Source organism: Candidatus Poriferisodalis sp. (assembly GCF_965203655.1).
Classification (GTDB): domain Bacteria; phylum Actinomycetota; class Acidimicrobiia; order Acidimicrobiales; family Poriferisodalaceae; genus Poriferisodalis.
The window spans coordinates 111058-124379 of record NZ_CBDBDD010000008.1; the positions used below are offsets into that span (position 1 = coordinate 111058).

Below are 13322 nucleotides of genomic sequence, written 5' to 3' on the forward strand. Positions count from 1 at the left end.
AGTGAGCCGTCGCCTGCCGCGGCTCAAGCCCGAAACCGGCAATACCACGCTTTCCGGCCGGATATGCAAAGCGATCTTGAGCAGTCCCGGCTGCGTCAGTGCGGCAGGCGCCCGCGAGCCGCTGCCCGTTCGGCTCACGAGATCGAGCCGGTGGCTCAGCCTCCGAGCGTGTCGAGCCAGCAGTTGAGGTGTTCGACGATGGCCTGGCGGGCCGCGATCGTGTTGGGATCGTGCCGGGCACCGTCAATGAAGCGGAGTGTGACCGGGCCCGTGATGGCTCGGGTGTGCTCGCTCAGCTCCTCAGGAGTGGCAAACGGGTCGCGCGTGCCCGAGACGAACAGGCACGGTACGCCGATCAGGGAGAAGTGCTCGGTGCGGAGGCGCTCGGGCCGTTCGGGCGGGTGCAGCGGGTAGCTGAGCAGCACGAGCCCTGCGGCGCGGGCGCCGTCGGCCACTGCCATCGAGCAGACACGGCCGCCGAACGACCGGCCGCCGATCACCAGACCGCCCGGCGACACGCCCAGATCGGCCGCAATCTGGGGCAGGTCGCCCAGCAGTTCGGCAACGACGCTGGGCGCGTGCGGCGGCGCGCGCCGCCCGGCTCTCCGGTATGCGAAGTCGTGACGGCGCACCGGCAGGCGGCCCGACAGCGCGTCATCGATCTCGACGAGCGTGCGATGATCCGCGCCGCCACCGGCACCTGGCGTCAGCAGGAGTGCTTCGGCAGCGCGCATCGCAGACCCATCATGTCCCGGCCCGGTCTCACCGGAATCGTTCACAGGCCGCGTGACCACGGGCCCTCGGGATCTGCGGCGGCGTCGGCGGGATGCAGCTCTTCGAGTTCCTGCCCGCTGCGCTCGGTCAGCCACAACACGGCGACGGCGACCGCCAGCAGCGGCCCTACCCACAGCAGAGCGATCACATCGCCGAAGCTGCCCCACGCCGTGCGCAGCCGGCCGGCGAAATAGATTCCTGCTGCCGCGCCACCGACGCCCATGGCACCGGTCAGCGTCGCGGCGCGTGCCCGCAGGGCAGTCGGGAACAGCTCGCCGCGGTACACGCCGAGCGCTGGCAGCAGTCCCGCCGACAGCATCGCCCCGACCAGGCCTGCGATCCACAGTGCGGCGCCGGACACGTTGAACAGCACCACCAGCGAGCCGAGCCCGGCCACTGAGGCCACGGCCAGGATGATGCGTCGCCCCCGGGAATCGGCGAGCCTGCCTGCCGCGTAAACGGCGAGGCCGGCGGGCGTCGCGGTGCCCAGCACGAACAGCGACACCAAGCCGGCACTGAAGCCGTGCTCGTCGCGCAGGTACTCGTTGCGGAACCAGTCGATGGGGCCCAGGAACAGTCCGAATGCCAGATAGATGGCCCCCAGCAGCGCAATCGGCCGCCAGTAGCCGCGCAATGTCACGCCCCGACCCCGCCGCTCGAACCGGCGACTCTCCGGCAGCCGCCGGAGCAGCGGGCGAGCGGCTGCCAGCGCGACGAGCGGGAAGGCAAACACCAGGCGCCATGCCCACGGCGCAAGATCCGAGATTGTTTGCAGCCACACCACCACGCCCGCGCCGAGCGCGGCCGACATGGCCAGCACCGACAGGCACCACGCCCTGCAGCCGGCGGGGATCTCCTCCAGCGCCATCACGACGACCGTGGCACCGAGCGCCGCATTGGCTGTGCGACCGATCAGCAGGAACGCGCCCAGCCACACCATGTTCGGTGCCAGGGCTGCGAGCGCGGCAGCAACGATGCCGATGCCCATGGCGCCCGCCACGACGCGCCGGCGCCCGTGCCGGTCCGCCAGTACCGACACGCCGATCGCCAGCAGCGTCCCGATGCGCACGACGGCCCCTAGCAATCCCTGGGCGGCTTGATCCGCACCGAATTCGTCTGCGGCGTAGGTGTGCAGCTCCGAGGGTGCGTTCGCCAGGTAGCCGCTCAGCATCGCTGTCGCGGCGAGCATGGCCATGACGGTGGCCGCACGTGGGGTGAACCGCCGTGGAGGAGCCCAGACAGGCTGGGTGCCGTCGCCGGTGCGTCCCGTGCGCATCGCGCGCCGGACAGCGACGTTGAAGAGCGGGCCGAACCACGGCACCGCCAAGCGCCACTCGACTGTCTCCGTGACCTCGTAACGGGGCATCACGTCACCCGCTGCTCCATGTGTGCAGCCCGCCGATTGCTCCGCGGTTGGCGAGACCTCGACCACGCGCGAGTAGCTGGTGAACGGCCCCTCTGCGAGCTCGAAGCGGTGGCCGCCGTTGAGCGTGGCGGCCGGCATTTCGGCCACAATGTCGTCGCGGGGACGCAGCAGGGCATCCACCTCGTCGGCATCGGCCACGAACGTGCGCACGAGGCAGGTCACGGCGGCGGGCCTAGCACATATGGCAGCGAGTGACCCGGTACCGCCATGCAATAGGCCTAGCCATAGGCCTGCAGCAGTGGTACTGCTAATGCGATGGCTCAGTCGGCTGGTGACGTGATTGTGGTGCGGGGCAACGGCGGCCTCGACGGCGAGGTGTGCATCGGCGGGGCCAAGAACAGCGTGCTGAAGCTGATGGCGGCGTGCCTGCTGGCCGAGGGTCGGCATGTTCTGGCAAACGTCCCCGACATTTCCGACGTGTCGGTCATGTGCGAACTGCTCGAAGCCATGGGAGTCAGCATCACCCGCACCGATCACTGTTTGGTCATCGACGTGCCGGCCGAGATCAACACCGAGGCGCCGTATCACCTCGTCGAGCGCATGCGCGCCTCCATCGTGGTGCTCGGCCCGCTGCTGGCGCGCTTCGGCGCCGCCCGCGTGGCGCTGCCAGGCGGTGACGACTTCGGCCCACGGCCCATCGACATGCACCTGCGAGCGCTGGAGAGCCTGGGGGCCACCTTCCGCACGTCGCACGGCGACATCTCCGGCACGGCTGAAGCACTCACTGGTGCCGAAATCGTGCTGGAGTACCCGTCGGTGGGCGCGACGGAGAACGTGCTGATGGCGGCAGTGCGGGCCAAAGGCCGTACGCGCATTGTGAACCCCGCGCGAGAACCCGAGATCGGCGATCTCGTCAGTTTTCTCAACCAGATGGGCGCCAAGGCGAGATGGGCCGGGAATGGTCTGGCGATTGAGGGAGTCGAGCAACTGTCGCCCGCCGGTCAGCACGCGAGTTCTCCCAGGAGCACTGCCGGCGGCATCGGAACGTCGGCTCGCACAGAAGTCGGCGGCACCCCTGCGGACGGGGACGGCTATCGGGTGATCTCGGATCGCATCGAGACTGCCACCTATTTGGCCGCCGTGGGCATGTGCGGCGGATCCGTATTCCTGCGCCACGCCGTGGGCGACCACATGACCATGCTCATCCGCAAGCTGACCGAGATGGGCATGCACATCGTCGCCGATGCCGAGGGCATCCGGGCGACCGCAACGCAGCGTCTCACATCTGCCGACGTGGCCACCTTGCCGTACCCCGGCCTCGCCACCGACTACAAGCCGTTCCTGGTGGCCATGCTCACCACGGCTTCCGGCGTCGGGATCGTCACCGAGAACATATTCACCGGACGCTTCCGCTACATCGACGAGTTGCGGCGCATGGGTGCCGACATCCGCACCGAAGGCCATCACGCGGTGGTGCGCGGCGCCGAACGCCTCTCGGGAGCGCCGGTACGTGCGCACGACATCCGCGCTGGTGCAGCGCTGGTGGTGGCGGGTCTCGCTGCCGAAGGCGAGACCGAGGTGGCCGGAGCAACCCATATCGACCGCGGTTACGACGATCTGACGGGAAAGCTGGCCGGTCTCGGCGCCATCATCACGCGTCGCTGAAACGTGCCGCTCCCGGCGCGTCTCGCTACTGTCGGCGCGCCGATGACATCACCCGACCATCCGCTCGCTGCTGATGTTGCAGAGCTTCTGGAAGCTGCGCGCTCGGGACAGCGCCGCGCCCTGGCGCGGGCGATGTCGTTGGTCGAACGCGGCGGTTCGCAGGCGCGTGCGCTGGGCGCGCTCACGTTCGCCCAGTCAGGCAGCGCACACACGGTCGGCATCACCGGTGCGCCCGGGGCCGGCAAGTCGACGCTCAACTCAGCCGTCGTCGGCGTGGCACGCGAGCGGGGCGAGCGGCTGGCGGTCTTGGCGATTGACCCGTCGTCGCCGTTCAGCGGCGGCGCAATCCTGGGCGACCGCGTGCGCATGTCCGACCACACCTTCGACGACAACGTCTACATCCGCTCGATGGCGACGCGCGGCCACTTGGGCGGACTCACCTTGGCGACACCGCTCGCGGTACGAGTGCTGGACGCACTGGGTTGGCCCTGGGTGGTGATCGAGACGGTCGGCGTCGGCCAGATCGAGACGGAGATCGTGGGCGCGGCAGATACCACCGTCGTCGTGGTGAACCCCGGTTGGGGCGACTCGGTGCAGGCCAACAAGGCCGGTCTCATGGAGATCGCCGACATCTTCGTGGTGAACAAGGCCGATCGGCCCGGCACATCGGAAACGTGCCGGGACATCCGCCAGATGCTGGATCTGTCTGCGCCCGGCGACTGGGACCCGCCGATCCTGACCTCAGTGGGCACCACCGGCGAGGGCGCCGCGGAGTTGTGGGATGCCATCTGTGCGCACCGCGACCACTGCACGGTCTCGGGCGAACTCGAGTCTCGCCGTGCGGCCAGGGTGCAGACCGAGCTTGATGAAGTGTTGCGGGCCACCATTGCCGAACGCGTGGCAACCCTCACCGAAGGGCCTGCTGCGGAGCGCCTGCGCCAGCAGCTCGCCCGTCAAGAAATCGACCCCTACGCGGCCGCCGAGATGCTCCTCGACCAGGATCGCTGACACGCAGTCGACGGACTGCAGCAGATGGTTTCCTGACTCCGGCAAGTCAGGACGACTCAGGCGAACTCGTCAGTCGAGTTCGCCGCGGGCGAGCGCAAAGACGGCCTCACGCTCGTTGGGGTGCAGGTTGCGGTCAAGGAGCCGCAGGTCTGCTGCGGCCCTCAGGCGCGAGAGGATCTCGTCGGCGCCGAATTCCTTGAGGAACGCGCGGGCGAAGCGGGTGCGGAACGCGTTGATCACGGCGCGCGCGGCGGCGTGATTGTCTGGGGCGGCGGTGCGCAGCCGGACATAGGTGGACGCGGCATCGAAAGCGGCATCGCCGGCTGCGGCGTTCGACCAGTCAATGACGACGGGGCCGTCGGGCGTGAGCTTGACGTTGTCGGGCTGCAGGTCCAGGTGCACCACCGAATGACCACCCGAGACTTTGACCCAGTCCTTCGGCGCCGGCACGTCGCCGAGCAGCCGGTGCAGCCGTGCCAGACCCTTGACGTGGCGTGTCAGGAGCCACGGCTTGGCCGCCAGCTCGTCGAGCATTGTTGGGCCGGTCAGACGCGCCATTACCACCGAGTGGTTGTCGGGCTGCTCGATGACCTCCGGTGCGGGAAATCCGTGGACCCGCACGTGACGCATCGCCTCGGCCTCATGGCTCAGGTCTCTGCCGCGCAGGCTCATGCGAATGATGTGCGGGCCGTAGGCGCGCATCTCTGAGTCGCGGCCCATCCCGAGCAGCGGTCCGGGCTCGTGACCGGTGGGTCCCTGCTGACGTTCGAGCATCCGTGCGCGCAGGTTCCGCAGGTTCTTGCGCCAGACGCGTTCAAGCACCATGGAGGCGGGTTGCTGGCCCATCCGCGAGCCGAAGTACCACGGCAGCGTCAGATCCTCGCTCCAGGTGAAGCGGGTGCCGTCTTCGATGGGCTCGAGCGCGAAGCGGCCAGTGCCCGTCACTGCACCTTGATGGGTGATGCCGAGCGTGTTCGGCGGGTCCCACTCGGTGACCTCGATCTTGTCCGTGGTCTTCATCGGGCCGATCCTGGTGACACAGTCGAACGTCGTGCCGACGCCTTCGGTCTGGGCAGACGTGAAGTTGATCGACTGAGCGTCAGCCATCCACTCGACGTTGCTCGCGAGGTCTGCGACGTAATCCCAGACTTCCTGCGGCGATGCCGGAATGTCGATGGAGACCTCGATGCCCATGGGGGTGATTGCCTTGTCGATGCCTGCTTGCACGCGAATCGCGTCTCGAATCGCTGGTGCACTGCGTCACGCCGACGCTCGTTTCCAGCGACCGGCAAGTGTTGCACCCAGAACGGGCGATGTCACCCCGCGGCCGTCGCGTCGCCGACGTCGGGTTTCGATGACGCAGGCGAGGGTGCCGACCCGGAGTTCGCATCTGCCAGTCTCGCTGCGATGAGTTCGGCCAGCTCCCGGTACAGGGGCGCAGCCGGCGAGCGACGTCGCCAAACAAGCGCCAGCTGTCGCTTCGCCGTGACGTCGCTGAACGGCCGCACCACGATTCCGGTGCCTCGCCGGGCCTCGATGGGGGCGGCGCTCGTGGGCAGCAGTGTCACGCCCATCCCCGCGGCCACCATCTGGCAGATCGTCGCCAGGCTCGTGCCGCCCTTGCTCACCTCGCGGGCACCGACGCTCCGGCACACCTTGAGCACTTGGCAGCGCAAGCAGTGGCCGTCCTCGAGCAGCAGCACGGTCTCGCCGGCGAGGTCATCGATTGCCACTGAAGGCTGGCGGGCCAGTCGATGCTGGGGCGCCATTGCCAGCAGGAGCGGGTCTTCGAGGATGATCGTGTGCGCGAGGTCATCGTGCGCCTCTGGTTCCGCCATCAGACCCAGGTCAAGCTGTGCTGCGACCAGTGCCTCGACCAGCGCAGAGGCCCTGAGCTCGTCAAGGCACAGCAGCACCTCTGGATGTCGCTCGTTGATCACCGCAAGCATGCGGGCAAGCAAGTAGGGCGCCGCCGTCGGAATGGCTGCGATTCGCAATGGTCCGCCCAGACCGTCCGTGCTGCTGCGGCCCCATTCGAGCATCTCGTCGGTGTCACGCAGCACCGCTCGTGCGCGTTCTGCGAGTTCGCGGCCTGCAGGCGTCACGACGATGCCGCGGCCCACGCGCTCGGTGATGGTGACGCCCAGATGGCGCTCGAGCTGCCGGATCTGCGTGCTGAGCGTTGGCTGGGAAACGAAGCATGCGGCTGCCGCGCGCCCGATGTGCCCATGGGCGTCGAGGGCCACCAGATACTCCAGCTGGCGTATCGTCGGCCTGCCTACGGCGACGTTGGTACGTGTGCTCACGGAGCGTTCACGCAACCTTCATTGGCCATCGCTGGGGGAAACTGCCAGCTCACCGATGCAGAGATGTTCATGAAGCTCTTTCTCTCGGGCGGCATTCGGCAGTTGCACATGTCCTCGTGTGCGATCTGTCCCCACTTGCATTTTCGCCTGACTCCGCTTGCACGTGGTCGCGCGAACGTGAAGAAATCAATCGTTTGTGCCTAAGGAGTCGCATAGGCCGAGTCCATGAATCGCTGGCTTGAGCAACGTCGCGTTCACTCCAGCGGGCGGCTGGTCGAGGACCACACCCGTAACCTCACGGCATGAGCGCGGTGCAGAACCAGCCGGCCGAGCATCGGCAGGCTCAGCGTGATCAATCCCAGCGTCCCGCGTATCTCGACTGCGCTGCGTCGACGCCGATGCGGCCATGCGCCATCGAGGCCATGGTGCCGTTCTTCGAGCACCAGTTCGCCAATCCCTCGGGCGCGCACCGCATGGCGCGCAGGTCGCGGGCGGCCATCGATGACGCGCGTGAGATCGTCGCTGGGTCGCTCGGCTTCGACCCGCACGGCGTCGTGTTCACCAGCGGCGGGACTGAAGCAGACAATCTCGCGGTGCACGGCGTCACCTCCGCAACAGGCACGACGGCGCTGTGCCCAGCGACCGAACACCATGCGGTGCTCCACCCCGTCGAAGCGGTCGGCGGCCGGTATGTGCAGGTCGACGCCGGCGGCGAGGTCGACCTCGACCACCTGCGCGCACAGTTGGCGCCCGATGCGGGCCCGCCTGTGGGGTTGGTGTCGGTGATGCTGGTCAACAACGAGTCGGGCGTCATTGCCGATCTTGAGGCCGTGGCCGACGTGGTAAGGCGCCATGCCCCCGAGGCGCGGCTGCACACCGACGCGGTGCAAGGGGTCAACTGGGTCGATATGGCCGAGGCAGCGCATCCGGCAGATCTGCTGTCGTTGAGCGGCCACAAGTTCGGTGGGCCGAAGGGCGTGGGGGTGCTTGCGATCCGGCCTGACGTGACGCTGTCGGCGCAGCAGCTCGGCGGCGGACAGGAGGCCGATCGGCGCAGCGGCACGCACAACACCGCCGGGATCGCCGCGCTCGGCGCCGCGCTCGGCGAGCTGCACGAGACTCGCAGCGAGGACATCTGCCGGATCAGGGACTTGGCGGACCGGTTGGCCGACGGCCTGCTGACTTCGATCGACGGGTGCACTGAGACGGTCGAGCGGTCTCGGCGAGCTGCGGGCATCTGCCAGCTGCTCATCGACGGCATCGAGACCGAGGCGCTGCTGGTGTTGCTCGACCGCTTCGATGTCATGGCATCGGCGGCGGCCTCGTGCGCGTCGGGTGCCATGGAGCCGAGCCATGTGCTCGCGGCGATGGGGGTTGAGCGTCACGCCGCAGCCGGTTCGCTCCGCCTGTCGCTGGGCTGGTGCACCGAACCGTGGGAGATCGAGCGAGCCATCGACGCCATCCCCAACTGCGTGGAGCAGCTGCGATGACTCCCGAGCGGCATGACGCCACGGAAACCAGCCCCGAGCGGCATGGTGCCGTTGCAGGGAGCAGGGTGCTCGTCGCGATGTCGGGCGGTGTCGACAGCTCGGTCGCTGCGGCGTTGTGCTTGCGCGCTGGGCACGACGTGGTCGGCGTCACCCTGAAGCTGTGGGGCGGCCCGCAGGACCAGGGCTGCTGCGCGGTCTCCGACGTGGACGATGCCCGACGGGTGTGCCAGCAGCTCGGCATCGACCATTTCGTCTTCAACTATGCGGCCGAGTTCGAGCGCGATGTGGTCGAGCCGTACGTCGACGCACACCGGCGGGGCCGTACGCCCAACCCGTGCATTGCCTGCAACCGGCACGTCAAGTTCGACGTGCTGCTGGACCGTGCCCGCCGCCTGGGCTTCGATCGCCTGGTCACCGGTCATCACGTTCGCATCAGCTCACTGAGCGGCAGGCGACGGCTGCAGCGTGGCGCCGACAGCGCGAAAGACCAGTCGTACGTGCTGTACATGCTCTCCGAAGCCGACCTAGCGGACCTGTGGTTTCCGGTCGGCGACTACCGCAAGGATGAACTGCGCGCGCTTGCTGCCGATCTCGGCCTGCGCACGGCGGACAAGGCCGAGAGCCAGGACGTCTGCTTCATCACCGCCGACGCGGGCAGGGAGCGCTTCCTGGCTGAGCGCATCGACCTGCATCCGGCGGAGCTGGTCGACACTGCCGGCCGGTACGTGGGCGCGGCACCGGCGGTAGAGCTGGTGACGGTGGGTCAACGCAAGGGCCTAGACCTCGGCGGTGCACCGCAGCGGCGCTACGCCATCGACGTAGACATCGCCGCTCGTCGTGTCACTGTCGGCGAGGCCTCCGAGCTGTCGGCACCGGGCGTACGGCTGGTCGATCATCGCTGGGCCGGCGACACAGTCGAAGGCGACGTCCTGGCCCAGACGAGCGCCCACGGTCCGGCGTTGCCGACGTATCTCGATGCCGGGGGCCAATTGCGTTGGGTGGAGCCCCAGCGCCGCGTCGCGGCCGGCCAGGCTGTCGTCTTCTATGAGGGTGACGAGGTGCTCGGCGGCGCGACCGCTGCCGGACATCTCACATGAGCCGCGACGAGTCCGCTGACGGCCAGCCGCGCGTGCCCTGGGCACTGCGCAAAGGCGTCTCCACGACCATCACGCTCGGTGCGCTTGTTGCCGCTGCAGCCGTCGTTCTGGCGGTGTGGCTGACCCGCGGGGGCGAGCCCGCACCGGCCTACCCGAGCGGCTTGCAGGCAGTCACGCCGGTGCCCGGCGCTCAGGTGCCGCACCAGAGTCCCATCGGTGCCCGGCTCGAAGCCGGTTGGAAACTGACGCTCGTCATCAACGGCACCACCATTCCTGCCAGCGAGCTCGACGCAGGCATCATCCAGCTCGGCGAGTACTTCTATTCGCCGGGCGACGACAAGGTCATCGAGAAGCTGCGCAGCGGGCGGTCGTGCGCTCGCCTCATCGCAACCCCCACCATCGACATCGAAGCGGCCGACTTCACCTACGAATGGTGCTTCACCACGTTCTGACCTCGATGCTCGCAATCACAAATCGGCGAGCCAATTCATCACAAAACGTACATTGCGAACATCACAGTCTGTACAACGCCGCCGACGGCAAGAGGGCATTGGTCGAGCAGCCGCAGCATGTTCGTGAGCACACTGTTGGCGACCGCGACGCTCAGTCGTGGCGGCCTAGGTGATGTCGGCCTATGAAGAGTTCGGACACGTAGGGGATACCTAGTTCGCCTGAGGGGTGGTGCCGATTGAGCAGCGCTTGCAGTCGTCGTGCCGTCTCGGCCTCGCCGAGCTGCTGGGCAGCCGCATGCATCTTGGACGAAGACAGAGCCAAGTCGACGAACAGATCGTGGGACAGCGACCGGGTCCATGCGGTAGACAACCTCGACACTTCGCTGAAGCCTGCGTCCGAGAGTTCGCTGACGATGTCGAAGTCGCGGTAGTCACGCGTGTAACCCGGGCTGTGCTCTTCGAGGAACGATTCGTAGTCCTCCAAGAAGGGCGAGAGCGCCAGGGCACGGTCGTTCTGCATGATCCCGATCAGGCCTCTTGGTGCCAGCACCCGGTGAGCCTCGGCATAGAAGCAAGCGTGGTTGAACCAGTGCAGGGCTTGGGCCGCCAGGACGAGACCGGCCGAGGACGTCTTGAGGGGCATGTCCTCTGCGGTGCCGAAGCGGAATTCGATGGCTGTGTCGCTGCTGTCCCTGGCGGCCGCAGCGCGCATCGCTTCGCCCGGCTCGACGCCCACGACGCGCCATCCGGGTAGCGCGCGTGCGAGTTGCCGCGTAGCAATGCCGGTGCCCGAGCCGACATCGATCGCCGAGTGGGGCACGGGGTGATGATCGAGTCTTTCTCGCAGGGTGCTCCACAGCAGGTCGGGGTACTGGGGTCGAGCCCTGCTGTATGCCTCCGCAAGCTCGCTGAACGCCTGCGTGCTGTCGGTCTTTGCGGGCCTCGTCACTGCTTCAGCATGCCCCGCGCACTGCAACGGCAAGCGACTGCGTGGGCCGTCCGCGACGATGTCGCACCTCGGCAGTACTGTCCGAGTCGATGTCAAAGCTGTCGGTTGCCGAGTTCTTCGCCGGTATCGGGCTGGTGCGCGCCGGTGTCGAGGCGGCTGGGTTCGATGTGGTCTGGGCGAATGACATCTCGAAGGTGAAGCACGCGGTCTATGCCGCCAACTTCGGCGATGACTACAGCGTCTCCGATGTGCGTGACATTTGCGGCGATGACGTGCCGAGCGTTGATCTTGCGACGGCGAGCTTTCCGTGCATCGACCTGTCGTTGGCCGGTCACCGGCGCGGCCTGGCGGGGGAGCAGTCGGGCCTGTTCTTCGAGTTCGTGCGCGTTCTGGACGAGATGGGTGCCCGGCGCCCGGCAGCGGTGCTCATCGAGAACGTTCCGTCGTTTGTCTCGTCACGTGGAGGCCGCGATCTGCGAGATGCGCTAGCGGCGCTCAACAGGTTGGGCTACGCCTGCGATCTCGCTGTTGTCGATTCGCGCTGGTTCGTGCCGCAGTCGCGCAGCCGGCTCTTCGTGTTCGGCCTGCTCGGTGCTGATCAGGCAACGAATCCGCCCTCATTGTCGCTAGTGGACGGCGGGGTGTCCGACGCTGATGCTCTTCGTCCTGCACCGCTCAGACGATTCCTCGCACGAGCCTCGGGCCTCGACCTCACCCGGCGAATGATTGGCCGACCTCCTTCAGCCGATCCACTGCTTGGCGATGTTGTCGAGCGACTTGCGCCTGAGGACGAACGCTGGTGGGACGCGAAGCGGCTTGTGGGGTTCGACAGCACTCTGCCGGACCGGCACGCGGCCCGCATTGCCGAGTTGAGTGATCAGAACGTCACGGCGTGGCGGACTGCGTACCGCCGGACCCGTGGCGGTCGAGCTGTCTGGGAGGTGCGCGGCGATGAGATCGCGGGCTGCCTGAGAACCGCGAGGGGTGGCTCGTCGCGTCAGGCGCTCGTGGAGATCAGTGAGGGCTGTCATCGTGTGCGGTGGATGACAGCCCGCGAGTGCGGGCGGCTTCAAGGCGTTCCCAACGACTTCGACATCTCGCCGGTGACCGAATCACAAGCGCTGTTCGGTTTCGGTGACGCTGTCACCGTCCCCGTCATTACCTGGCTCGTCGAGAGCTTCGTGAAGCCCGCGCTGGAGGTGTCTACCGTCGCCACCCACGCGGCAGCATGACTGCTGGCGAGATCGCCGCGGCCCTCGACGGTGCCATCGATGACTGGTACGAGACGCAACGCACCGAGACGGGCGTCAACCGCAATGTGATGACGGTCGGCCTCATCATGTGCGAGCACATGAGCGCCCACTTCCCACTCGACGAAGCCCAGTGGTTCAGCGGGTCGCAAGTCCGACTGCTTGGCGGTTCGAGAATCAACAAGATTCTGGCTCGTCATGGCGAGGAGCGCCCACTGGCAAGCGAGGGTGGTAGGACCAGCCGAGGCAGCCAGGAACTCGCGCGCGGCTTCCAAGCTGCCGTCAACTCCTCGACAGCCGCCGACGCGTTCGCTGCAATAGATCCCGATGTGCGAGCGGAGATCATCGAGACATTGCAGGCCGCGATGGTCGATCGCATCCAGGTTGACTTCTTCGACAAGCAGCGATTGCGAATCGAATACCGGAGTCATGAACCGACTAGCACGGTGATCCGCCAGCTGCTCGACGCCGCCAGTGTTCGTGGGGGTAACGCCACCGGTGCTGTGGCGCAGCATGTCGTGGGTGCAGCATTGTGCCTGCACTATCCCGACACGGAAGTCGACAACCATTCCTACACCACAGCCGATGAGCAGACCGGCCGCATCGGCGACTTCGTTGTCTACGATGCTGCGTTCCATGTGACGACCGCACCCGGCGAAGCCCTGCTGCGCAAGTGCGTCCAGAACCTCTCGCTCGATGTCTTCCCGATCGTGCTGACCCTCAGAGATCGCATCGCTGCCGCCGAGGGGCTCGCGGGCAACTTCGACATTGCCGACCTCATCTCGGTGCGAGACGTGGCTGAGTTCGTCGCTGACGCGGTGGACATCCCGGCCCGGCACCAGCGTCACCAGATGGCGACGCACCTGCGAGAACTACTTGACACCTACAACGCGCGAGTCGCTGCGGCAGAACCCGATCCGTCGCTACAAGTAGAGATCCCCGACAACCTTCGCTGAGTGATCCGC

12 protein-coding genes are annotated in these 13322 nt (G+C 67.2%); 7 read left to right on the top strand and 5 right to left on the bottom strand.

Translation table 11 applies throughout. The annotated features are described in order from the left end of the window. Positions 1-155: 155 nt before the first annotated feature. Together ACOGW9_RS09150 and ACOGW9_RS09155 are read right to left on the bottom strand one after the other, a co-directional pair. The gene (locus tag ACOGW9_RS09150; RefSeq protein WP_419910482.1) at positions 156-734 is read right to left on the bottom strand and encodes an alpha/beta family hydrolase; all 579 of its coding nucleotides are present in this window, start codon (positions 732-734) and stop codon (positions 156-158) included. 41 nt (positions 735-775) lie between these two features. Then, positions 776-2362: an MFS transporter gene (locus ACOGW9_RS09155; protein ID WP_419910484.1), complete on the bottom strand. Its 1587-nt coding sequence runs from the start codon at positions 2360-2362 to the stop codon at positions 776-778. A gap of 93 nt (positions 2363-2455) precedes the next feature. Here ACOGW9_RS09155 and ACOGW9_RS09160 point away from each other — a divergent pair, with 93 nt between their 5' ends. Beyond that, the gene (locus ACOGW9_RS09160; RefSeq protein ID WP_419910486.1) at positions 2456-3805 is read left to right on the top strand and encodes a UDP-N-acetylglucosamine 1-carboxyvinyltransferase; all 1350 of its coding nucleotides are present in this window, start codon (positions 2456-2458) and stop codon (positions 3803-3805) included. A gap of 42 nt (positions 3806-3847) precedes the next feature. Then, complete coding sequence (gene meaB, locus ACOGW9_RS09165; RefSeq protein WP_419910488.1) at positions 3848-4813, top strand: methylmalonyl Co-A mutase-associated GTPase MeaB; 966 nt, start codon at positions 3848-3850, stop codon at positions 4811-4813. Positions 4814-4882: 69 nt separating this feature from the next. On the opposite strand, the gene ACOGW9_RS09170 is transcribed toward meaB, so the two are convergent. Together ACOGW9_RS09170 and ACOGW9_RS09175 are read right to left on the bottom strand one after the other, a co-directional pair. Then, positions 4883-6040: an SRPBCC family protein gene (locus ACOGW9_RS09170; protein ID WP_419910490.1), complete on the bottom strand. Its 1158-nt coding sequence runs from the start codon at positions 6038-6040 to the stop codon at positions 4883-4885. Positions 6041-6129: 89 nt separating this feature from the next. Further along, the gene (locus ACOGW9_RS09175) at positions 6130-7119 is read right to left on the bottom strand and encodes a LysR substrate-binding domain-containing protein (RefSeq protein WP_419910492.1); all 990 of its coding nucleotides are present in this window, start codon (positions 7117-7119) and stop codon (positions 6130-6132) included. 302 nt (positions 7120-7421) lie between these two features. Between ACOGW9_RS09175 and ACOGW9_RS09180 the strand changes: the two genes are divergently transcribed. The 3 genes from ACOGW9_RS09180 to ACOGW9_RS09190 are packed head-to-tail and all read left to right on the top strand — an operon-like array spanning position 7422 to position 10158. Then, a complete protein-coding gene (locus tag ACOGW9_RS09180; protein ID WP_419910494.1) occupies positions 7422-8609 on the top strand; it encodes a cysteine desulfurase family protein in 1188 nt (395 codons plus the stop codon). Continuing rightward, positions 8606-9706 carry a tRNA 2-thiouridine(34) synthase MnmA gene (mnmA, locus tag ACOGW9_RS09185; protein WP_419910496.1) on the top strand — a complete coding sequence of 367 codons (1101 nt, stop codon included), beginning with the start codon at positions 8606-8608 and terminating at the stop codon, positions 9704-9706. Before ACOGW9_RS09180 ends, mnmA begins: the two co-directional genes overlap by 4 nt. After that, positions 9703-10158, top strand: coding sequence for a hypothetical protein (locus ACOGW9_RS09190; RefSeq protein ID WP_419910498.1), 456 nt, complete (start codon positions 9703-9705; stop codon positions 10156-10158). The genes mnmA and ACOGW9_RS09190 overlap by 4 nt, the downstream gene beginning before the upstream one ends. Before the next feature lie 151 nt (positions 10159-10309). Here ACOGW9_RS09190 and ACOGW9_RS09195 read toward each other — a convergent pair whose 3' ends face one another. Further along, positions 10310-11107, bottom strand: coding sequence for a class I SAM-dependent methyltransferase (locus ACOGW9_RS09195; RefSeq protein WP_419910500.1), 798 nt, complete (start codon positions 11105-11107; stop codon positions 10310-10312). Between the two features lie 89 nt (positions 11108-11196). Here ACOGW9_RS09195 and ACOGW9_RS09200 point away from each other — a divergent pair, with 89 nt between their 5' ends. Continuing rightward, positions 11197-12339: a DNA cytosine methyltransferase gene (locus tag ACOGW9_RS09200; RefSeq protein ID WP_419910502.1), complete on the top strand. Its 1143-nt coding sequence runs from the start codon at positions 11197-11199 to the stop codon at positions 12337-12339. Beyond that, positions 12336-13313: a DUF4928 family protein gene (locus ACOGW9_RS09205; protein ID WP_419910504.1), complete on the top strand. Its 978-nt coding sequence runs from the start codon at positions 12336-12338 to the stop codon at positions 13311-13313. Before ACOGW9_RS09200 ends, ACOGW9_RS09205 begins: the two co-directional genes overlap by 4 nt. Positions 13314-13322 lie beyond the last annotated feature (9 nt).